Source organism: Pseudarthrobacter sp. TRD_SC_9, from assembly GCF_055361265.1.
On record NZ_CM143956.1, the window covers coordinates 838,871 to 860,771 of the forward strand.

Sequence of the window (21,901 nt, forward strand, 5' to 3'; positions counted from 1 at the left end):
CTGTCTGGGCGCCCGCCTCAACAGCTGTCTAAGCGGCGATTCGGGCCTCAACAACCTCGACGACGTCCACCACTGCCCAGGAGTCTTCGTCCGAGCACCAGCGGTTGGCGAAGCGTTCAGCCTCGGCGGCTGTCCCGAAGATTTCCATCCGGGCCCGGCCGCAGTCGGCATCGAAGTACGTGACGTGGAATTCAGCGTGGGATTCATTGGGGAATCCTTGGGGTGCAATGCTCTGGCTGTTCATAAATCCAGTGTGCAACCGGGGTCTGACATTTTGCGTCATCACCTCCGCGTGTTGCCTAAACGCAGCACCCGCTCGTGGGCGAGGTCCGCGCTGCGGAGGGTCTTGTCCGCCGCACGGCGCAGCTGGCGGGACTCTGCTGCGGCGGCCGTTTCCTGCTTACGCGTGCGGTCCAAACGTTCCTCCACGTCCGTCAGTTCCTCCCTCAGGCGTTTTGCCTCCGCCGCCAGCCGGACGGTTTCAGCCGAGAGCGCGGCCGCATCATTCTCGCGTTCTTCGGCTGCCCGGGCGGAGTCGTCCGCTTCCTGCCGGGCTTCTTCAGCCCTGGCCTTTGCCTTCTCCAGAAGCGACGACGACGCCGGACGTGCCTTGGGCTGAACGGCCACAAGCCGGGGCTTCGTGGACTTAGTGGTGGTCTCCTTGGCAGCGTCCGGTGCCTTGGACGCAGGCTCAAGTGTTTTGGCTTTCGTTCGGACTGCTGGTGCTTTCACTGGTGGAACGGCCAGGGCTTCCGGCACTGCAACGGCATCCTCCAGCGACACCCGCTCCACGCCGTCGGCGGACAGGCTCCGCAGCAGGCGCCCGGTCCGGACAGCCGCGGCGGCACCTTGGTCGGCAGTCAGTGCGCGGAGTGTGGCCTCCACCTCGGTGGCCAGGGTGTTGCTCAGGGGGCGGCCCAGTTCTGCAGCAACATCGCGGGCGGCATCGACGGCGGAGGCGAGGGCCGTCCTGCGTTCCCGGCTCAGCTCGCGCAACATCCCGGCGTCGAACTTTTCCTGCGCCTCCCGCATCCGGCCGCCGACTTCTTCCAGTTCTTCGAGAACGTCTTGACGGGAGCGGACCAGCATATTGACGGTCCATGCGGCGGCTGAAGGTTTGGCCAGGCCCCGGACGTCTGCGGACAGCTCTTTCCCTGACGGCCCACCTGCGGCCTCCTTCGCCGCCGCCGTGCGGGCCGCTATGAACTCCTCAAAGGGGAGTGCATAGAGCCGGTTGGCGATCTCTGCCAGTGCCTGGTGGTCCATGGGTGCCATCTTAGGACCACCCGCTGGGTTCACCTTTCAGGGCGCAGACAGAGAGGACCATTGGCGCCGAAGCCCCGCGCTGCTAGCGTGAAATTGTCTAAAGGATAAAGGAGGAGCCATGAGTATCAATTCACCGGAATCATTGCCGGACGACGAATCCCGGAAAAGTGCCAACGGCGGAAGCGGATCCAGGAATGACGACGGCAGCATCCCGGGAAAGCAGGACGGCGTCGGCATAGGTGCCAGCGACGAACCCAACACCTTCGAACCCGAAGAGGCGGGCGAAGCTGTTGACGGGGACGACGAGGAGGAAGGTCCACAGTAGCTGGCAGGGTAAACGCGGGAATAACGGCCGGGTACCGAAAGAGCAATGGGGTGGGAAGCTTTGACATTGCTGTAAATTTGCTTGTCAAATTCTTGTCAATTTCTGCCGCAACTTCTGTAGAGTCTTTTTTGTAATGCACGTCCGGTTCGAAGAAAGGCTCACCATGCTGTCATCACTCCTCGCGCTCGTTGGCACCCTTGTAGGACTCCTTGGTTCCATCATTGGCGGACTGCCGGCGCTGCCCACCATCCCCGGCCTGGGCTAATCCCTCCCTTCAGCAACCAAGAAGCGGGCCGCCCATCTTACTGGGCGGCCCGCTTTCTTGTGTCCTGCTGGCCGGCGCTGCCGGGATTCATCACGCCCTGGTCCCAGGTCTCTCCACAAAGGCGGACGGGTCTGAGGGTTCAGTTCCCTGGTCCATGTCACCCACCAGACATACGGCGGCAAGATGACATCAGAGCCCGGGGCAGGACGGGTGGCGGTGAGGTCCGCCTGGTAGTAGCACCGAATGTCCCGGCTGCCTTCTTGTGGCGGGACGAAAAAGCAGGCCGCTGCACCGACGGTGAGCACGGGCAATGAACAGTGTCAGGACCCGGTGATCGGCGACTGGCCCGGATCGTGCCCTGACGGTCAGGAACGAAGGAAGAACGTGGCCGCCGGCCGTTCGTTCCTGGCTACTTTCCCCACCGCCAGTATGCCGTGGCGGAGCACCAGGTAGGAGCCTGGCTGGTCGACTGACTCGAAGGATGCGCCGGCCGCATCAGAGAGGCCGCCCCGCTTGAGGAAGGCCGATGAAGATCCTTCCGTGGCTGAGATATTCACCGTGGGTCCCTGCTCCCTGAGATAGCGGCCTTTGGTCAGAACGGGCTCGATGACCACGGAGTTCTTCTTTGCATAGCCCGGTGCGATGCGGAACTGGGATGCGCCTACGGCGGGGGAGGAAGCTGCCGTGATGGTCATGCCGTCGTGGGCCAGGAAGCTCCCGGGAGCTGCGGCGGACTCCAGGCGTACGGGGAGCTCACCATCGCCTACCGGGACGCCGAAGTCCGGTGTTCCGTCAGCGTTCCAGTACAGCCGCTGGACCCGGGCGTGGCGGTTGGGATCGTACAGCGGATCGCCCGTGATAGCCCGGTAGGACCTGGCGTGGTAGACCAGCACGTCGTTGCCGGCCTCGTCCACCGTAAAGGAGTTGTGGCCGGGCCCGTACTGTTTTGACCCTTCGTTGGTGGTGAAAACAGGGGTAGGGGTCTTCGTCCAGGACGCCGCGCTCAACAGATCAGCGGAGGCATCGGCTGTCAGCAGACCCATGCAGTAGTTGGCATCGGTGGCGCTCGCGGAGAAGGTCACGAAAATCCGGCCGTTCCGTTTGATGACCGCTGCGCCTTCGTTGACTTTGTAACCCCGCGTCTCCCACTCCAGGGCAGGAACCGCAATGCGGACCGGGGTGCTGGAAAGCGTCGACGGGGAGGACATGGATGCAATGAACAGGCTGGAATTCACGCCGGTGTCACCCTGCGCCCAGAGCAGGTAGCGCGTGCCTTCGTGCTCGAACGTGGTGGCGTCCAGGGCAAAGGTGTCTGCATGGGTGTACACCCGGACCGGCGGTCCCCAGACCGCTGTAGTGGGATCGGCGTCGTCGGTGGAGATAACGTAAATCCGCACCCGGAATACGTCGCCACTGTCTCCGGCAGCGAAGTAGATGTGCCATTGGCCGTCGAAGTGATGCAGTTCAGGAGCCCAGATGTGCCCGCCCATGGTTCCCGTTGCAGGCCGTGTCCAGATGACGGATTCCGGTGCGTTGCCCAGTCCCGCAATCGTGGGGGAGGAGCGCACCACCAGGCGGTCGTACTCGGGTACGGAGCCGGTGAAGTAGTACTTGCCGTCCGTGTGCTTCATCAGCCAGGGATCAGCCCGCTGCGGGACCACCGGATTAATAAGGGGCCCGGTGGTGGCAGCGGCGGCTGGGGGCGCCCCGGCAACTGCTCCACCTCCGGCAGCCATGACAGCGAGGGTAACAGCCGCTGCGGCTCCGGAGCCCAGGAAAGACCGGCGGGTGAACTGGCAGGAGACGAGATCATTCATGTTGGCATAGTCCTTTGACGTGGGCGGGTTAGGGCGGGCGTGCAGGAGCGCATGCGAAGGGAGAAGTGGAGCTGGTAAAGCGGTATGGACAAGGCGGTACGGTCAGCCGGCTTTCCTGGCGAAGAGCCGCTGCAACAGGATGAAGACCAGGAGCAGGCCGCCGATGACGATCTTCGTCCACCACGAGCTGAGGGTGCCGTCATAAGCAATGAAGGTCTGGACAATCCCGAGAACCAGCACGCCGACGACTGATCCCAGGACGTAGCCGGTGCCGCCGGTCAGCAGGGTGCCGCCGATGACTACGGCAGCGATGGCGTCCAGTTCCATGCCCTGCGCCGCCAGGCTGTAGCCGGAAAGGCTGTAGAACGAGAACAGGATGCCCGCGATGGCGGAGCAGAGGCCGCTGATCGCGTAGACGAGGACCTTGGTACGCGTCACCGCCAGGCCCATCAACATGGCCGAGTGTTCGTTGCCGCCGATTGCGTACACCGTCCGGCCGAACCGCGTGTGGTGCAAGACGTAGAAGGCGATGGCCACGATTGCAAGGGCCAGGAGCACTCCGGGTGAGACAAAGAGGTCTCCTGGGAGCGGTATCTGCGCCTGCGCCATGCCGGTGAAGAACCCCTCGGTGACCGGAATGGAGTCAAGACTGATGACGTAGCAGAGCCCGCGGGCCAGGAACATGCCGGCCAGCGTCACGATAAACGGCTGGATGTCGAAGTGCTGGATGATCAGGCCCATCAGGAGCCCCAGCCCGCCACCAATGGCCAAGACGAGGACAATGACGGCCCCGGCGTTCCAGCCCTGCTGCAGGAGCGTTGCGCTGACCATCATGGACAGCGCGACGACGGCACCCACTGAGAGATCGATTCCGCCGGTCAGGATCACAAAAGTCATCCCTACCGCGAGCACAATCAGGAACGTGTTGTCGATGAAGAGGTTGAGGAAGACCTGGCCGGAGAGGAAGCTTGGGTACATCCCGGCACCTACGGCGAACATCGCGAGGAACAGTCCCACGGTGGCCAGGGTGGGTGCGTAGCGGGCACCTCCGCGCAGCCGGGTGCGGACCGGCGTCGGCTTCTTGAGGGAAGGGGGCGTAAGCGTAGATAACAGGGACATCAGACGGCCACCTTTTCCTTTGCGGCGGACTTGGGCGCTGCCTTGAAGCTGCGGAGCAGGTCCCGGGCTTTAGGTGCCTGGAGCAGGCACACGGTGAGGACCACCAGCGCCTTGAACACCAGGGTCACCTCGGGCGGAATACCGAGGGTGTAGACGGTGGTGGTCAGAGTCTGGATGATGAAGGCGCCGACGACGGTTCCCACCAGGGTGTAGCGCCCGCCGGCCAGCGAGGTGCCGCCGATGACCACGGCGAGGATTGCGTCCATTTCGATGTAGAGCCCGGCGTTGTTGGCGTCGGCAGCGGTCACGTTGGAACTGATCATCAGGCCGGCGACGGCGGCGCACACGGCGCTGAAGACGTAGACGATCCAGATGATGTTCCGTGAACGCAACCCGGCCAGGCGGCTCGCCACCGGGTTGATGCCCACTGCTTCGATCAGCGTTCCCAAAGCGGTGCGCCGGGTGAGGACTGCGGCCAGGATAAAAACGGCGGCAGTGATCAGGATGGAGATGGGAAGGGTGAGGAAGTAGCCGGCACCGATCGCTTTGTAGTGGTCGTTGGAGACCGAGACGATCTGGCCATCGGTGATCAGCTGGGCGATGCCGCGGCCGGCAGTCATGAGCACCAGGGTGGCGATGATCGGCTGCACCCCGATGGTTGATACCAGGAAGCCGTTCCAGGCGCCCAGGGCCAGCCCGGCGAAGACGGCGATGAGTACGGCGACGGCGGCCGTCGCCGGGGAACCGGGGTCCGGGGAGGCTGCGATGTAGGCGCATGATGCGGCGCCGGCGATCGCCACGACCGCTCCGACTGAGAGGTCGATGCCGCGGGTCGCGATGACCAGGGTCATGCCAAGCGCAATGAGGATGGTGGGTGCGCCGTTGCGCATGATGTCGATCAGGCTGCCGTAGAGGTGGCCGTCCTGCATGCGCAGGCTCAGGAAGTCGGGGCGGAACACCTGGTTAAGCAGCAGCAGTGCGGCCAGGGCGATCACCGGCCACGCAATGCGGTGTTTCAAAAGGTCTTTCACTTGGTACCTCCGGCGATGACCGTCATGACGTCTTCTACGGAGACGCCGTCGTTAGTGATTTCGGCGAGCATCGCCCTGTCCTTGATGATGGCTATCCGGTCGCTCACGCGCAGGACCTCCTCCAGTTCCGAGGAGATGAAGAGGATGGACATCCCGTCAGCGGCCAGTTGGCTGACCAGTTTCTGGATCTGGGTTTTGGCTCCGATGTCGATGCCTCGGGTGGGCTCGTCGAGGATCAGGAGTTCGGGGCGGGTTACCAGCCAGCGGGCCAGGAGGACTTTTTGCTGGTTTCCGCCGCTGAGGTTTCTGATGAGGGCGTCGGGGTTGGCGGGCCGGATGTCCAGGGCCTTGATGTACTCGTCCACCAACTCGTCCTGGACTCTGCGGGGAATCCGGCGGACCCAGCCCTTGGTAGCCTGCATTGCCAACACCAGGTTGTCGCGGACGGTGAGGTCGCCGATCAGGCCTTCCTCTTTGCGGTCCTCTGAACAGAACCCGATGCGCTTATCGATCGCAGTGCGGGGCGACCGGATTTTCTGGACCGACCCCTTGATTTTGATGGAACCGGCGTCGGCCTTGTCAGCCCCGAAAAAGAGCCGGGCAATCTCGGTGCGGCCGGCCCCGAGCAGTCCGGCCAGGCCCACCACCTCGCCGGGCTGGATGGACAGGTCCACATTGGAAACGGACCCTTTCCGCCCCAGGCCCACGGCCTCGAGGAACGGCGTGCCGGCGTCGCGGGTGTTCGCGACCGTCCGGGTAGGCGTCTGGTCCAGTTCCGCCAGGGCTTCGAGGTCCTTGCCGATCATTTTGGAGATGAGGTTCATCCGGGAAAGGTCCCGGGTCAGGTACTCGCCCACGAGTTTGCCGTTGCGCAGCACGGTCATGCGGTCGGAGATCTCGTAGACCTGTTCCAGGAAGTGCGAGACGAACAGGATGGCGACGCCGCGGTTGCGGAGATCCCTGATGACCCGGAAGAGCTGGCTGACCTCGTCTGCGTCCAGGCTCGACGTCGGTTCGTCCAGGATCAGGACCTTGGCGTTGATTTCCACCGAGCGGGCGATGGCGATCAGCTGCTGGACCGCGATGGAATGCGTGGACAGCAGTGAGCCGGGGTCAATGTGCTCCAGCTGCAGCTCGGCCAGAACTTCCCTGGTCCGGGTACGTACGCGCTTCCAGTCGATGGACCCGCGGCGGCGCGGCTCACGGCCGAGCAGGACGTTTTCTTCAACGGTGAGGTTAGGGCAAAGATTGACTTCCTGGTAGACGGTGCTGATGCCGGCTGCCTGGGACTCTGCGGGAGATGCGAATCGTTTCGCTGCGCCGAGCACCGTGATGGTGCCCGAATCGATGGTGTAGACGCCGGTCAGGGCTTTGATCAGGGTTGACTTGCCGGCACCGTTCTCGCCCATCAGGGCGTGGACTTCGCCCTGGAAGAGGCGGAAATCGACGCCGTCGAGGGCCTTAACTCCGGGGAATCCAATAGCTATGCCGGTCATTTCGACCACCGGAACGATCTCGTTCATCCTTGTGTCTTTTCTGTGCTGGGTCTGCCTTGCGGCTGGCTCCCGCGCGGCGGTGGTAATCCACCGCCGCGCGGACGTTCAGGGGCCGTAGCGTTAGTACGGGCGGCTGGCAAGAACCTGCTTGGCCTGCTCCTGCGTGAAGGTGGTCTCCTCGGTGACGACGCGTTCGGGAACGCTCTCGCCGGCCAGGACCTTCTTGGCCAGATCCATCAGCTGGTCACCCAGCATGGGGCTGCACTCGACGATGTAATTGATCTTGCCGTTGCTCAGTGCGGTCATGCCGTCCTTCACGGCGTCGATCGTGATGATTTTGATGTCCTTGCCCGGGACCTTTCCGGCGGCTTCGATTGCCTCAATGGCACCCAGGCCCTCGTCGTCGTTGTGGGCGAAGACGACGTCGATGTCGGCGTTGTTCTTGAGGAAAGCCTCCATAACCTGCTTGCCGCCACTGCGGGTGAAGTCACCGCTCTGGGAGGCGATGATCTTCAGCTTCGGGTCGGCTGCGATGGCGTCGGCGAACCCTTCCTTGCGGTCGTTGGCAGGGGCGGAGCCGGTGGTGCCCTGGATTTCAACGATGTTCACGGTGTCAGTGGCTGACTTGGAGTCCTCCACCAGCCACTGGCCGGCCTTCTTGCCTTCTTCAACAAAGTCAGATCCCAGGAAGGTCTTGTACAGCGTCTTGTCGGGAGAGTCGACTGCACGGTCCGTCAGGATGACCGGGATATTGGCGTTCTTGGCTTCCTTCAGCACCGTGTCCCAGCCGGACTCCACAACGGGGGAGAAGGCGATGACGTCCACCTTCTGCTGGATGTACGAGCGGATTGCCTTGATCTGGTTCTCCTGTTTCTGTTGGGCATCGGAGAACTTAAGATCGACGCCGGCAGCCTTGGCGGAGTCCTGGATCGACTTCGTGTTGGCGGTACGCCAGCCGCTTTCGGCGCCCACCTGGGCGAAGCCCATGGTGATCTTGTCGCCGCCCGGGCCGCCGGCCGTAGCGTCGCCGCCGGCGTTCCCGCCGCAGGCAGTAAGGGCGAGCAGTGACGCGGCGGCCACCGCGATCAGGGATTTTTTCAACACAACATCCTCCCGGAAGCTTGATTTACAGGCAGGCGGGAGACTATAAACACCGCCATTGCTGTTAGTGAGCTGTTGCTCTCTGCAGCTCAGTGTGAACGCTAACAATTGGCGCGTCAAGTAACCTCGCTCACATATTTTCAGGAATCGCTTTCCAATTCACTTCTGTTGTCGCAGCCCTTTACAGAACTTGAAAGATGGCCAATACTCAAGTCCGGCCGACCTTTTGTTAGCGTTCACAAAACCTTCGACTCCGGCCCGCGAACCGTTCAATGGAGAAAGGCGTTCCTTCTATGCCCTCACAACCAACACTCCCCGTCAGACGGACATGCAGCATGCTGCTTGCAGGGTCCCTCGCCGCAGCGCTGTTGTCCCTGTCACCGGTTGCCGGTGCCAAGGCCGAGCCTGGTGCCGACCGGACCATCACCATCGACACCGCCGCGTCCGGGCCGGCGATCGACTCCACCATGTACGGCGCCTTCTACGAAGACATCAACCAGGGCGCGGACGGCGGCATCTACGCCGAGCTGGTTCAGAACCGTTCGTTTGAATTCAACTCCGGCGACAACGCAGCGTTCACCCCCATGACCGCATGGGAAACCCTGAAGCGAGGCAGCGACGGAACGGTCACGGTAATCGATGACAGCAACCGGCTGAACGAGAACAACCGGAACTACCTCCAGGTTGATGCCACCGCGGCCGGCGCAGGAAGCGGTGCCGGAGTCGGCGTGCGCAACAGCGGCTGGAACACCGGGCAGAAGCTCGAAGCGCACAAAAAGTACAACTACTCCGTGTGGGCGCGTACCTCCAACCCGTCTGGATCAAGGCTTGCCGTGACGCTGGAAACACCCGAAGGAACCAGGCTGGACATCGCCACCATCAAGATCAAGGGCGATCAGTGGGCCAAGTACCAGGTGACGCTGTCCCCCAAAACCTCTACCGACGCCGGACGTCTCACCACCCTGGTGCAGGGCACCGGAACAGTCCGCCTGGACATGGTCTCGCTGTTCCCGAAGGACACCTGGAACGGCCGGGAGAACGGCCTGCGTAAGGACCTGGCTGAGAAGATCCATGATCTTAAACCCGGGTTCCTGCGGTTCCCCGGCGGCTGCATCGTCAACACCGGAAGTTACGACACCTACTCGGCGCCGAACTACACGCGGTCGCGTACCTATCAGTGGAAGGAGACTATCGGCCCGGTGGAGCAGCGTCCTGCCAACCGGAACTTCTGGGGCTACAACCAGACCTATGGCCTTGGCTACATGGAGTACTTCCAGTGGGCCGAGGACCTGGGCGCCGTTCCCGTACCGGTGGTTCCGGTCGGCGTGACCGGCTGCAGCGACACCAAGCGGGCACCGGACCAGGCAACCCTGGACAGTTACATCCAGGACACCCTGGACCTGATCGAGTTCGCCAACGGCGATGCCAGCACGGAGTGGGGAGCCAAACGCATCGCCTACGGCCACCCGGAGCCGTACAACCTGGACCGGATCGGCTTGGGGAACGAGGAATACAAGCCGGAATTCAAGGAATACTTCACCCAGTTCTACAACGCTGTCCGTGCCAAGCACCCGGAGATCCAGATCATCGGCAACACCGGTCCGTTCAGCCAGGGCCCGGAATTTGATGACCTGTCCAGGTTCAACGCGGAAATTGGCGTGGACTTCGTTGACGAGCATTACTACAACGACCCGTCCTGGTTCCTGAACAACAACCACCGCTACGACTCCTACAGCCGCGACAGCTACAAGGTGTTCCTGGGCGAGTACGCGTCCCGCGGAAACAAGCCGGAGAACGCCCTGGCCGAAGCCTCGTACATGACCGGGCTGGAACGGAACGCGGACGTGGTCAAGATGGCGTCCTACGCGCCGCTGATCGCCAACGAGGCAAACACGCAGTGGAACCCGGACCTGATGTACTTCAACGGCACGTCAGTCCGGACCACCCCTAACTACGAGGTCCAGAAGCTGTTCATGAACAACGTGGGTACCCGGGTGGTTCCCAGCACGCAGGACAACCCGGCATCCACCGTGGTGCCGATTTCCGGGAAGATCGGCTTGTCCACGTGGGCCACGTCGGCCCGTTACGACGACGTCAAGGTCACCGGGGCGGACGGCGCACCTCTCTTCAGCGATGACTTCTCCGGGACAGCGGCAGCCTGGACCGGGAACGGTACCGGTTCCTGGTCCATCCAGGACGGTGGCTACGTCCAGTCCAGCACCACCGCCACAAACACCATGGTGACTGCGGGCAGCGCCGACTGGAGCAACTACACGCTCAGCACCAAGGCCACCAAATTGGCAGGCTCGGAGGGGTTCCTGGTTTCCTTCGGGGTCAAGGACACTGGAAACTATTTCTGGTGGAACCTGGGCGGCTGGAACAACTCAAGGTCGGTCGTGGAAAAGGCCACGAACGGCGCCAAATCGATCGTGGCTGAAAAGAACACGGTGATCGAAACTGGCCGCGAATACGACATCCGCATCGAGGTCAGCGGCCGGACCGCCAACCTCTACCTGGACAACGTCCTGTGGGGCACGGTCAACGACGCGCAGGCCGACCCGATCTACTCGGTGGTTACCAAGGACGAAGCCTCCGGTGACACGATCGTGAAGGTGGTCAACACGTCGACGGCAAAGACTCCGGTGGACATCAACGTGACCGGGGCCGGCAGTATTGCCGGTTCCGCGGCGGTCACCACCCTCACCCAGACCGCCGACGGGCAGAACCTGGCTCCGGCGTCGAGTACCTTCAGCGGCGCAGGGGCGAGCTTTAGCTACCAGTTCGAACCCCAGTCGGTGACGTTCATTCGATTGGCTCCTGCCACGAAGTAGTCGCTTCGAACCAGCACCAGAGAGGTCCGGCTGAATTCATCAGCCGGGCCTCTCTGGATACAGGATCAATCCCCGCTTGTTGAATACCTGCGCCCGCACCGGCACCTTGCTGCCCGGCGACTACTGGTCATCTGTTTTTCGCAGTTCAACCCACAGCAAGTCCTCGGTGGGAGAGCCTGGCTCTGCGTGCACCGCGAACACAAGCGTCTGTGAGTCCTTGATTCTTGCTTCCGCTGGGATGGCGTACTCGGTTACTTCATGACTCTTATCCATTTCGGAGCGCAATCCCTTGGTCAGGGGCGCGCCGTTTAGGGTGAGCCGCTGGCGGCGTCCTGGATTCTTGCGGATCTTGATCCTGAGGCAGGCTGCCTCGTTGTGGGGATCCTTGAGGATATAGGAGAACCAACCTGTAGCTGTGCGCCAGTGCACTCCGTCCTGCCCTCCGGCCTTTGTGCCTTCGCCGGCGAAGAAATGGTCAGCTTCGGGTTGCTGCTCGCCTGCCGTGACGACGTCGATGATGGCCTCCATTTTCGCGGCGTCTGTATCCAGGGTCGCGAGCTCGGCAACCCGCAACTCGGGAGCCGTTCCGGTTGGCCAGTAGATCGTGTAGCGCTCGTCGTGGATACCCGTAAATGGTTCAAGGCGGACCCGGACGGCAGAACCATCCGTTGTGGCCGTGAGGTCTGCGGCAAGCGCTTCACGGTTGATCAGGATGACGGCCTCTGCTGGATCGTGTGTGGAGATGACCGGGGTGTTTGCGAGGGCTACCTGGCGGCCACTGGCGACATGGCCCATGCGTTCGTCGAGTGCTTCAAAGCTTTCCAACCCGGCTTTTCCCTCCCGGGCGGCGAGGACCACGGGTCCGTAGAGGAAGGACACCCAGGGAGAGCCATCCGGAAGAGTTTCGGCGCGGATCTCAGCGCCGAGCCGGATGGAAATTGTTGTGGTGCCCTCCCAGATGCGCTGAATGAGCACGTGGTTGTCCTGTTCAGCGGGTTCAATGTGTGGCGGCATGTTCCCGTCGGACTGGGGTGCGCGGACTTCCATTTCCGTTGCCCACATGGGGCGTCGAAGCCGCAGTGTGAACTTGGTGCGGGTAACCGCGGTGACGGTGAGTGTGGCGAAGTCCGAGTTGGGAAAATCAGTGTCCAGTTGAACCTGTATGCCGCGTTCGGTCCAATCCAGCGTGGATGCAATGTAGAGGTTGACGGCGAGGGTGTCGCCGCTGTGACTGTAGATGAGTTCTCCGTAGCTGGCGTGGTTCTCTATGCCGGAGCCCACGCAGCACCACATTGATTCGTGGACCTTGGAGTACACGCGGTAGTGGGACGGCCGCATGGGCGTGAAGTACACGAAGCCTCCCCGTTCTGGGTGCTGGGAGGAAAGGATGTGGTTGTACGTGGCCCGCTCGTAGAACTCTATGGCTGCCGGGTCACCGGTTCGTTCAAAACGGAGCTTGGCGAGCTTGAGCATGTTGTAGGTGTTGCAGGTTTCCGGGCCTTGGACGTCCAGGACCATGGGGGTGAAGTCTTTCGACGGATGAAAATGTTCCCGGACGCTGTTGCCGCCAATTGAGACAGTCCTTTGCCGGGTGACGACATCCCAGAAGTGATCGGACGCTTTGAAGTAGCGACGGTCGCCTGTCGCTTGTGCGTAGCGTTCGTAGCCTACAACTTTGGGGATTTGAGTGTTGGCGTGGAGCCCGTCCAGCCGGTCTTCACCTGCTGCCAGCGGATCGAGGAAGGCGCGGTGCGAGAAACGGCTGGCCTCGCGCTGGTACTCTTTCCTGCCTGTCAGCCGGGCAAGGGATGTCCAGACGTCGTGCATGCCGCCGAATTCGGTGGTGAGTACCTCCTCGAATGAGTCGTCACCAATGCGGAGTGAGACCTCACACCACCAGTCTGCGAGGCGCAGGAGTACAGCGAGTGCGTCGTCGGCGCCCGCGTAGGTGTAGGCGTCCAGGAGCCCCGCAAACGTTTTGTGCAGGTTGTAGAGCGGGACCCAGCGTCCGTTCAGCGTGAACAAATCCGCCTCGACAACTCCTGCAGCCAGTTCTTCACCGAGCCGGTGTCCGCCGGGGACGCCGCCCACGTAACCGGTTCCGGCCACAGCCTGGCACTGGCGCAGGACGCCCACAACGTATTGCACCCGATCGAGCAGCCGGATGTCACCGGTGGCGGCGAACAGCCGCGCGCAGGCGGTCAGGTAGTGACCGCCCATGTGGCCGCCCATGCCGTCGGATTCCCAGCCGCCGTAGGGTTCCGCTGCCGTTTCAAGTCCCGCTTCCTTCAGGTACGGCGCGCAGAGGCGGTCGGCGTCGAGCTCAAGAACATAGCGAACGGCAACGTCCTGAGCAGTCTTGAAACGGCTTGGCAGTAGCCGGATCCTGTCCAGTGGAAGAGATGACGGCGGCCGCGGTGGTGCCTCCACGGAGGGCCTGGTGGGGTGCATGTTTTGTGCTTTCGTTATGTGGTCGTGGGGGAGGACCCGGCCGCTCATTAGCCCTTGACGGCGCCGGCGACGAGGCCTCTGACGTAATAGCGTTGGACCGCTGCGTACAGGATGATGCAGGGAAGCATCAGCAGTACGGCGCCCGCGATGACGTAGCCGTGGTTTACGACTCCGAATGCCCCGGAGGCGAGGTTCTGGACGGCCACGGGCAGGGTGAAGAGTTCCTGTTTGGTGAGGAACGTCAATGCTCCGAGGAAGTCTCCCCATCCGCCGAGAAAGGCAAAAAGAAAAACGGTCACGGCGGCGGGGACGATCATTGGCCGCAATACCGAGAGCAGAATCCGAAAGGGACCCGCGCCATCGATTCGGGCCGCTTCCACGACCTCCTTGGGGATCTGGGCGAACGAGTTGCGCATCAGGAAGACGCCGAACGGCAGGTTGAAGGTGATGTGGAAGACGATGATGCCGGCTAGCGAGTCTGTGAGGCCGAGGGCATTCATCTCCAAAAAGAGTGGCGTCAGGATGGCTTGGAACGGGACCATCATGGTCAGCAGAATGAGCGCGAACGCGACGTTTGATCCACGGAAGGGATAGTTAACCAGGGCATAGGCAGCAAGGGTGGTGATGAGGACGGTCAGGACGGCGGCGCCCAGGGCAATGACCAGGCTGTTCCAGATGTAGGACCCGGCGCCCAGGTTGGCCATGAGGCCTGTGTAGTTTTCAAAGGTCAAATTGTGGAACGACTGCTCCGATGCCGGGGCGCCAATCTGGGCCCCCGGTTGTAGGGAGCGAAGAACGGACCACGCCACCGGAGCTAAGAATGCGACGGCCGTGGAGGCGCCGATCACGGCGTAGGCGGCGGTCCTGGTTCTGGCTGATCTCCGGGCATTGGAAGCGGCAGGGGGAGCGGGGATCTGGGTCTTGCGTTGCGTCACCAGCGGCGGCGCGTTAAGGGAAGTGGTCACGACATCTCCTAAGCGGAATCGGACGAGGGATCGTTTGGGTTGGTCAGTCTTCTCGCATAACGCGGAACTGTATGAGCGTGAGGACTGCTGCGATGATCACCACCACGAAGGACAGGGCGGTAGCGTAACCGACCTGCAGGTCGCCAAAAGCCTTGTTGTAGACGTAGAGCATGACCGTCAACGTTCCGGTTCCTGGGCCTCCTCCGGTGATGATGAAGAACTGTGTGAAGGCAAGGATCGCTCCGATGAAGCCCATAATCGTCAAGAGCCCGAGATACCTTTTGACCAATGGGATGGTGACCAGGAATTCCTGCTTCCAACGGCCTGCCCCGTCGATCTGGGCAGATTCGTACAGCTCATCCGGAATCCCTTGCATGCCGGACATGAGGATGACCATGGCGAAGCCCGATCCCACGTAGGCGCCCAGGAGGACGATCAGCACGGTTGCGCTGGTGGCATCCAGCAGCCATGGGGTGGGAGCAGAAGTGAAGCCGAGTGCCATCAGGATTTGATCCAGCGCACCGCTGTCTGGCCGGAACTCCAGCAGGGCCACGAAACTGAAGGAAGTGATGCCGATGACATACGGCAGGAAGACAGCTGTGCGGATCAGCCCTGCACCCCTCCGGTTGGAACGGACCAGGACCGCAAGGAGGTAGCCCGCCACGATCCCCAGCAGTGTGGAGATCACAGCAAAGCCGAGCGTGTAGAGGATGGAACCCCAGAAAATGGTGTCAGTGAAGGCGGTCAGGTAGTTTTCGACGCCGGTGAACTCAACCTCGCCTACGAGCGGCCAGTTCGTGAGTGAGATGACGACGGCGAAAATCAGCGGGAAGATGACAAAGACGGTCACGAGGAGCACGGCAGGGGCGATCATGAGTATGCCCGTGTAGGAATCCCTGCGTGAGGCTGGTTTTGCCGATGCAATTTCGGTGGTCTGGCGGCTCTGCCCGTGGGTGGCGGTTGTCATGCCTGGTTCACCTTCAAAACTCGTGCGGTTTCCTGGTGTCCACGGTGGAGAACATCCTCCAGTGCTTCCTGACCGAAAACCGCTTCGCGGAACATCGCAAGCCAGGGCGACTGTACGGTGTTGGTGAGCTGTGTATAGAGCGTGGTGGGGGCGGCGAAGCCCTCGTTCATGCGCTCCACGCCGGGAACCATGAGCGGGTATTTTTCGGCGAAATCCGTCTCGAGGATGTCGCTGCGGACCGGGTACCAGCCCAATGCCGCCAGTTCGGATTGCTGTTCAAGTTCACCGACAAAGCGGATGAAGTCCCAGGCAGCTTCCGGGTTGGGAGCGCCTCGCGGTATGGACAGCACGGCGCCGCCGGAAAACTGGGAAAAGTTTCCGTCCGGACCCGGGAACGCACTGACGCCGAGCTTGTCCAGGAACTCCGGCTTGGCGCCGCCGACCACCAGATCATAGGATCCCGGGAACAGTCCCACGGTTCCTGCGAGGAAGTCTTGACCCCAGGCCGCTCCGGAGTCTGCCGAGGCGCCCGGCTGTGAGAGGCCCTTCCTGTACAACTCCCGGTAAAGCTCCAAGGTCCGGCGGAGCGGCTCATTGCCCAGCACCGCGGCCTGCTGCCGACCCAGAGGTCCGTCGTAGAACGGGCTTTGGTCCGCCCAGAAGTGGGGTTGGATGACATATCCCAGGATGCCGGCGGAGTTGCCGGTGAAGGTTACTCCCGACACGCCTTCAACGTCCTGTAGCGCCCCAGCGTGCTCCAGGTACTCTGCGAAGTTGCCGGGGCCCTTGTCCGGGTCGAGACCAGCTTTCACGTAGAGCTCTTTGTTCCAGAACAGTTGTGAGACGTTGGAAAGTGCCGGGAGCCCGTAGATCTTTCCCTCGAATGAGGCCACCTCCAGGAGTGGCTTGTTGAGGTAGGAGGCGTAGGGGAGCTCTGCGACCAAGGGGGTCAGGTCGGTAAAGGCGTGCCGGGTGGTGAAAACTGGGCTTGTCACGGAGTCCGGGGCGACTACGTCCGGTACGGCACCGCTCCGGATGGACGTGGCGAGCTTCGTCGTCATTTGACCCTCCGGAAGGACGGTGAGCTCGAGCCGCACGGACTGCTGTGCTCGGTGGTACTTGTCCACAATGAGCTGCGCTGGTTTGAACGCCGTACTACGGCACCAAAACCGAATTGTTCCGGAGGGGTTTTTCCCGAAGCTGGCCGCGCTGACGTTTGCTTCCGGCAGGACAGCCGAGCAGCCTGTCAGGCCAGTTGCTGCGGCAGCCACTGCAGCTCCCAAGGCAAGCGCGGATCGACGACTGACGTCTCTGCTGCCGTCGGAGCGAGGTTTTTGGGCGCGCTGAAGGAAGGTGGGTGGGGGGTACATCATTGTTCCCTCGTGTTTCTGTAGGGGTTGAATGAAGGGGTTAGGTTGAATCGCGCACGATAAGTTGGCACGGCAGTGCTTCGACACCGGGCCTGAAGTTTCCGGTAATGGCTTCAAGGACGCGTGCTCCCGCCGCACGGCCCAGCTCTTCAAGATTCATGTCGATGGTGGTAAGGGCAGGCCGACTGTTCAGTGCTGCGGCCGGCCAGTTGTCAAAGCCGATGATGGAGACATCGTGGGGCACAACAATGTTTGCCTCACGAAGGCCATCGGCTACACCGCGGCCGATTTCGTCACTGCCGCAGAGCACGACGTCCACCGGCTCCACTCGCTGGCGGAGCATCTGGGCCGCCTGCCTGCCCCATGCCTCGGACCAGTTCCCATACAGTGCACGGTCGCCCACGAGTGTGAGCCCGAAGGCCGCCGCGTGTTCCTGAACGGCCTGGACGCGGATCCGGGCGGAATAGTCCTGTCGGGGGCCAGCGACGTAGGCAATGTTCTGATGCCCCAGGTTGGCTGCATGTTCCAGGGCCAGGAGCATGCCTTGGACTTGGTCAACCACCACCGACATGTCCTCAGGGTCTGAAGAATGTCCCATGACATAGACAATCGGTACCGAAGTCTTGGGTAGCGGGGAGCGGGGGCCGGTGTGGTTGGTCATGACGACGATTCCGTCGACATTGCGCGAGGCGAGTGTTTCAACGCAGTGACGCTCGCGGACGAGATCCCCACGAGAGTTGCTGATCAGCACTGACGCCTGGTCCAGGCCGAATGAGTCCTCAAGACCGTACATCACCGGAATGCTGAAGCGTCCGATGTCATCCGAGGTAACCAGGCCTATGGTGACTACTTCACCGGTGCTGGCTACAGGGGCCAGGGTTTCGAAGCCAAGTTTATGGGCTGCAGCCAGGACCCGGTCCCGGGTATCTTCCCGGAGCTGGCCACGGTTGTTCAACGCCTTGGAAACCGTGCCGATTGATACGCCAGAGGCATTGGCGACGTCGGACAGAGTGACCCGGCGAGAGGGAAAGCTCACGATTCTCCTGACATAAACGATTTACGAGTCAGCCTATGTTGCCGGTCTTTTCCTGTCAACGGAAAAGTTTCTGGAGTTTTCCGGAGGTGGCTGATACCGGCTCCAGTCCAGAAGCGGGCCACCGGGGCGGCCACCGAATTCACCTGGGACAACTTCATGGCCGGTTACCTCGCGGACAGCGGCGCCACCGAGCTCAAGCTAAGGTTTAAAGCCTGCTCAGGTCTTTCCCGGAATCCATCTCCGAGGGCAACATCCTGATCAGTGCCGAAGTTCCCGCAGCACCCAAGCTCCTGACCATGACTACGGGAAAATGACCACGTGCGACAATGACCGCATGACCCACGAACCGCAGCAGTCCGCCACCACACCGTCTCCACAAGCGGTTCCTGACGCCGCTTTCGAAGCCGCTTTTCAAGCCGCTCAAAAGAGCGGCTCCGAAGGCGGCATTCCCATTGGGGCATCACTCGCCCGTGACGGTGTGGTCATCGCGAGCGGACACAACGAACGAGTCCAGAACGGAGATCCGATAGCGCACGGCGAAATGTCCGCGCTGCGGGCAGCAGGCAGGCAGAAGAGCTACCGGGATACCACGCTGTACACCACCCTGGCTCCGTGTGCCATGTGCACCGGAACCATCATTCAGTTCAAAATCCCCCGCGTGGTGGTGGGCGAAGCGCGCACGTTTGGCGGCGAGTTCGAGCTTCTGCGATCACGCGGCGTCGAGGTGGTGGTCCTGGATGATCAGCGGTGCGTGGACATGATGCGTACGTTCCAGGAAAACAACCCGGACTTGTGGGCAGAGGATATCGCAGAAGACGTGGGGTGCGGTCATAGACTCGGGCCCATCCACCAACACGAAGGGGAATCATGAGCGCGAGCGGATCGGGAGGCTTCACTGAGGTGGAGCGGGACGCCATGAAGGAGCGCGCCGCAGAGCTGCGTTCGGAGAAGGGCGGCAAGAAGGCGGCGGACGCCCTGGAGGACCTGCTGCAAAAGATTGCAGAAATGCCGGAGGACCAGCGCGTGATAGCTGAGCGAATCCATGCGATCGTGGCGAAGGTGGCGCCGGCCCTGGCTCCGAAGACCTGGTATGGGCAGCCGGCCTGGGCCAACTCGAACGGCAAGGTCGTTCTGTTCTTCCAGGCCGCGGCCAAGTTCGGGACGCGCTACTCCACCCTCGGCGTCCAGGAGGACGCCGCCCTGGACGACGGCAACATGTGGCCCACCAGCTGGGCCATCACCCGACTCGGCGCCGCCGAGGAAGACAGGATCGCCGAGATCGTCAAAAAGGCCGCCGGCCGGTCCTAAGCCGGGAAGCAGACGACGGCGGGAGGGGTTTGAACGCCCGGAGATTCTGAACTGGCGACTTGAGGGGTTCACGAAGCTTCGTCGGCGCTTCGGGTCAGCAGCGTGCGCATGATGCTGAAGGCTTGCTCCGGGTCCCTTTGTTGCACTGCGGCGGCGGCGGCGGAATGCAGATTGAGGGCAACGGGGTGGGGGTGCCCTGGGCCTAGCCCGCCAGCATGCCATCCTTCAAGGAACTCGCTGATAAGGCGTTCCAGTTGGGAAAACATGGCATTTCCCGAACTGGACAGCATAAGCGCGTGGAACTGAACGTCGAGTTTAAGGAAGGTCTTCTGGTTGCCCTCCTCGCCCGCAGCCCACATCCTGCCGGCGAGTGCCACCAGCTCCGCGGCCTGGTTCGGTGAGGCGTGCAGCGCCGCGAGCCGGGCCGCCTCTGGTTCGACTGCCAGACGGATCCCCACCAGATCTTCAAGCTGCTCGGCGCGTTCTGGAGACTGCATGCGCCAGCGTATGACCCGGGGCTCGAACAAGTTCCACTCGCCGGGGTCGAGCACCACAACGCCGACCCGCCGGCGGGAAACGACGAGCCTCATTGACTCGAGGACCCGTACCGTTTCCCGGGCCACCGAGCGGGAGACGCCGTGCACGCGCTCAAGGTCTTCCAGTGTCATAACACTGCCGGGCTGACGCAGGCCAGAGCATATTTCCATGCCCAGGCTGTCGAGCACCTGCTCATGCAACCCCGGTAGTGATCGAAGGCGCTCCAAGGTCACGCGAGACCGTTTGACGAGTGGTTCCGTCCCGGTAGCGCGGCATCGGGGGCAGTGCCCTCCGCTGTGGCCGTCAAAGCTTCGTATGCTCTTGCCGGAATCTGTGTTGCCAGCTTTCCGCCGCTGACGTCAATCAGGGATCCTGTGATGTAGCGGGAAGCGTCACTGGCCAGGAACAGCAGGAGATCGGCCACTTCGTCGGGCTCACCCCACTTACGCAGCGTGAGGGTATCCAGCAACCGGTTTTGCGTCTCAAGGGGCATGCCGGCAAAACCATTCATCCCGGTAGGGATCATGCCCGGGGCGTAGGCATTGACAGTCACTTTCCACGGCCCCAGTTCCCCGGCGAGTACCTTGGTGAGCTGCACAACGGCCGCCTTGGAGGCCGCATAAGCGCCGCTGCCGATGCTGGGAACAATAGCCGCGAACGAGGCAGCATTGATAATGCGGCCGTGACCGCTTGCCTTCAGGTACGGAATAGCTGCCTTGCACATCCGGGCTACGCCGGTGACGTTCACGTCGAAGCAGCGCTGCCAATCGCCGTCGTCAAGTTCTTCAACGGTTCCTTCAACGTTGATCCCAGCATTATTGACAAGAATATCGATGCCTCCGAAGTGGCTGGCGGCGGCGTTAACCGCACCCCGTACCGACGCCCCGTCCGTCACGTCGCAGGAAAAGCCTGCCACTGCGGCACCCTTTGTGGTCAGCTCAGCGGCGAGCGTTTGGACCCCTTTTTGCGAGACATCCAATGCAGCAACCTTTGCGCCGTTCCGCGCGAAGCTTTCCGCTACTACCCGTCCTATACCTTGGGCCGCTCCCGTAACCACCACAACGCGACCCTCGATACCCCACTGCACTGCTGCTCTAAACGTCATACTATTAACCTACAGCAGTTGTAAAACATAAGACTATTCAAATTTGGCGGGGAAACTGACATGAGCAAAACATTGTGGGTCATCGGTGGCGGCAGTGGTATGGGCAGGGCCAGTGCGATCGCAGCAGCAAAGACGGGGTGGCGTGTAGCCATTACTGGACGTCGGGCCGAAGCGGTCTCCGAAACCGCCGGGCTCGTACGGAATGCCGGCGCAATCGCGCTTGAACTGCCCGCCGATGCACGACACCCCGAGTCTCTTTCCAACGCACATCAGGAGATCGTCGCCCAATGGGGCCCGGTCACCGCCGCGGTTCTTGCCGCTGGACTCAACACCCCGGCTCGAACCTGGGCCGACCAAAGCATGGATGAGTTCGCAGCCATCGTGGACACGAACCTGACCAGCGTGGTCCGGGCCATCGATCTGCTGCTTCCCGACATGAGAAGCGCCGGGCAGGGAAACATCGTCGTGATCTCCTCGCGTGCGGCCTGGCGGTTCTCGCCGGGCTCAGGAGTGGCCTACATGACAAGCAAGAGTGGCCTGTCCGCTTTGGTTGCCTCCCTGAATGACCAGGAAGGAACCAATGGCATCAAAGCGTGCCATCTTTGCCCGGGCGACGTCGATTCCGATTTCCTCGCCATGCGGCCGCAGGTGCCGGACCGGGCCCAGCGCTCAGCAATGCTTAGCACGGACGACGTCGCGCGGGCAGTGTGCTTCATTCTGGACAGCCCCCCACATGTGCGCATTGATGAACTGTCACTGAGCCCCGTCGGGCAGCGCTAAGGAGTCGGTGGAGGTCGCGCCCGGACGCGAAGGACGTGGCCCCAAAGGAGGAAGGGATCCCCACCTCAGCCTCCAGCTCGAACGACCGCCCGGATGCAGCGTTCCTGTTTCTGTAAGTAGCTTGAGGGTGT

At 62.2% G+C, this 21,901-nt stretch carries 19 protein-coding genes; 5 read left to right on the forward strand and 14 right to left on the reverse strand.

All coding sequences use genetic code 11. The features are described from left to right. Nucleotides 1-28: 28 nt before the first annotated feature. A complete protein-coding gene (locus tag ACWA13_RS04015) occupies nucleotides 29-244 on the reverse strand; it encodes a hypothetical protein (RefSeq protein WP_463936884.1) in 216 nt (71 codons plus the stop codon). 38 nt (nucleotides 245-282) lie between these two features. After that, entirely contained in the window at nucleotides 283-1,266 is a 984-nt protein-coding gene (locus ACWA13_RS04020) for a hypothetical protein (protein ID WP_463936885.1), read from the reverse strand. 118 nt (nucleotides 1,267-1,384) lie between these two features. On the opposite strand from ACWA13_RS04020, the gene ACWA13_RS04025 reads away from it, so the two are divergent. Next, complete coding sequence (locus tag ACWA13_RS04025) at nucleotides 1,385-1,591, forward strand: hypothetical protein (protein WP_463936886.1); 207 nt, start codon at nucleotides 1,385-1,387, stop codon at nucleotides 1,589-1,591. A 630-nt stretch (nucleotides 1,592-2,221) separates the two neighbouring features. Here the strand turns inward: ACWA13_RS04025 and ACWA13_RS04030 are convergent. The 5 genes from ACWA13_RS04030 to ACWA13_RS04050 form a co-directional block, all read right to left on the reverse strand. Beyond that, nucleotides 2,222-3,673, reverse strand: a complete 1,452-nt coding sequence (locus ACWA13_RS04030; protein ID WP_463936887.1) for a family 43 glycosylhydrolase — start codon at nucleotides 3,671-3,673, stop codon at nucleotides 2,222-2,224. A gap of 102 nt (nucleotides 3,674-3,775) precedes the next feature. After that, entirely contained in the window at nucleotides 3,776-4,792 is a 1,017-nt protein-coding gene (gene yjfF / locus ACWA13_RS04035; RefSeq protein ID WP_463936888.1) for a galactofuranose ABC transporter, permease protein YjfF, read from the reverse strand. Continuing rightward, nucleotides 4,792-5,823, reverse strand: a complete 1,032-nt coding sequence (locus tag ACWA13_RS04040) for an ABC transporter permease (protein WP_463936889.1) — start codon at nucleotides 5,821-5,823, stop codon at nucleotides 4,792-4,794. The genes yjfF and ACWA13_RS04040 overlap by 1 nt, the downstream gene beginning before the upstream one ends. Then, entirely contained in the window at nucleotides 5,820-7,346 is a 1,527-nt protein-coding gene (locus ACWA13_RS04045; RefSeq protein WP_463936890.1) for a sugar ABC transporter ATP-binding protein, read from the reverse strand. The genes ACWA13_RS04040 and ACWA13_RS04045 overlap by 4 nt, the downstream gene beginning before the upstream one ends. 93 nt (nucleotides 7,347-7,439) lie before the next feature. Continuing rightward, nucleotides 7,440-8,423: an ABC transporter substrate-binding protein gene (locus ACWA13_RS04050; RefSeq protein WP_463936891.1), complete on the reverse strand. Its 984-nt coding sequence runs from the start codon at nucleotides 8,421-8,423 to the stop codon at nucleotides 7,440-7,442. 332 nt (nucleotides 8,424-8,755) lie between these two features. Here ACWA13_RS04050 and ACWA13_RS04055 point away from each other — a divergent pair, with 332 nt between their 5' ends. Further along, complete coding sequence (locus tag ACWA13_RS04055) at nucleotides 8,756-11,251, forward strand: alpha-L-arabinofuranosidase C-terminal domain-containing protein (protein ID WP_463936892.1); 2,496 nt, start codon at nucleotides 8,756-8,758, stop codon at nucleotides 11,249-11,251. A 120-nt stretch (nucleotides 11,252-11,371) separates the two neighbouring features. Here the strand turns inward: ACWA13_RS04055 and ACWA13_RS04060 are convergent, their stop codons facing one another. The 5 genes from ACWA13_RS04060 to ACWA13_RS04080 form a co-directional block, all read right to left on the reverse strand. Further along, on the reverse strand, nucleotides 11,372-13,702 hold the full coding sequence (locus ACWA13_RS04060) for a beta-L-arabinofuranosidase domain-containing protein (RefSeq protein WP_463936893.1): 2,331 nt from the start codon (nucleotides 13,700-13,702) through the stop codon (nucleotides 11,372-11,374). Nucleotides 13,703-13,749: 47 nt separating this feature from the next. Beyond that, complete coding sequence (locus ACWA13_RS04065) at nucleotides 13,750-14,667, reverse strand: carbohydrate ABC transporter permease (RefSeq protein WP_463936894.1); 918 nt, start codon at nucleotides 14,665-14,667, stop codon at nucleotides 13,750-13,752. Nucleotides 14,668-14,710: 43 nt separating this feature from the next. Next, the gene (locus ACWA13_RS04070; protein ID WP_463936895.1) at nucleotides 14,711-15,634 is read right to left on the reverse strand and encodes a carbohydrate ABC transporter permease; all 924 of its coding nucleotides are present in this window, start codon (nucleotides 15,632-15,634) and stop codon (nucleotides 14,711-14,713) included. Continuing rightward, a complete protein-coding gene (locus ACWA13_RS04075; protein ID WP_463936896.1) occupies nucleotides 15,631-16,905 on the reverse strand; it encodes an ABC transporter substrate-binding protein in 1,275 nt (424 codons plus the stop codon). The genes ACWA13_RS04070 and ACWA13_RS04075 overlap by 4 nt, the downstream gene beginning before the upstream one ends. A gap of 139 nt (nucleotides 16,906-17,044) precedes the next feature. After that, nucleotides 17,045-18,040, reverse strand: coding sequence for a LacI family DNA-binding transcriptional regulator (locus ACWA13_RS04080; RefSeq protein WP_463936897.1), 996 nt, complete (start codon nucleotides 18,038-18,040; stop codon nucleotides 17,045-17,047). 334 nt (nucleotides 18,041-18,374) lie between these two features. Here ACWA13_RS04080 and ACWA13_RS04085 point away from each other — a divergent pair, with 334 nt between their 5' ends. Continuing rightward, nucleotides 18,375-18,911: a nucleoside deaminase gene (locus ACWA13_RS04085; RefSeq protein WP_463936898.1), complete on the forward strand. Its 537-nt coding sequence runs from the start codon at nucleotides 18,375-18,377 to the stop codon at nucleotides 18,909-18,911. Then, nucleotides 18,908-19,348 (forward strand): iron chaperone, encoded by a 441-nt coding sequence (locus ACWA13_RS04090; protein WP_463936899.1) that lies wholly within the window; start codon nucleotides 18,908-18,910, stop codon nucleotides 19,346-19,348. Before ACWA13_RS04085 ends, ACWA13_RS04090 begins: the two co-directional genes overlap by 4 nt. Nucleotides 19,349-19,416: 68 nt before the next feature. Here ACWA13_RS04090 and ACWA13_RS04095 read toward each other — a convergent pair whose 3' ends face one another. Beyond that, the gene (locus ACWA13_RS04095) at nucleotides 19,417-20,118 is read right to left on the reverse strand and encodes a FadR/GntR family transcriptional regulator (protein WP_463936900.1); all 702 of its coding nucleotides are present in this window, start codon (nucleotides 20,116-20,118) and stop codon (nucleotides 19,417-19,419) included. After that, nucleotides 20,115-20,990 (reverse strand): SDR family NAD(P)-dependent oxidoreductase, encoded by an 876-nt coding sequence (locus ACWA13_RS04100; RefSeq protein WP_463936901.1) that lies wholly within the window; start codon nucleotides 20,988-20,990, stop codon nucleotides 20,115-20,117. Before ACWA13_RS04100 ends, ACWA13_RS04095 begins: the two co-directional genes overlap by 4 nt. 60 nt (nucleotides 20,991-21,050) lie before the next feature. Here ACWA13_RS04100 and ACWA13_RS04105 point away from each other — a divergent pair, with 60 nt between their 5' ends. Then, nucleotides 21,051-21,770: an SDR family oxidoreductase gene (locus tag ACWA13_RS04105; RefSeq protein WP_463936902.1), complete on the forward strand. Its 720-nt coding sequence runs from the start codon at nucleotides 21,051-21,053 to the stop codon at nucleotides 21,768-21,770. The last annotated feature ends 131 nt before the right edge of the window (nucleotides 21,771-21,901 follow it).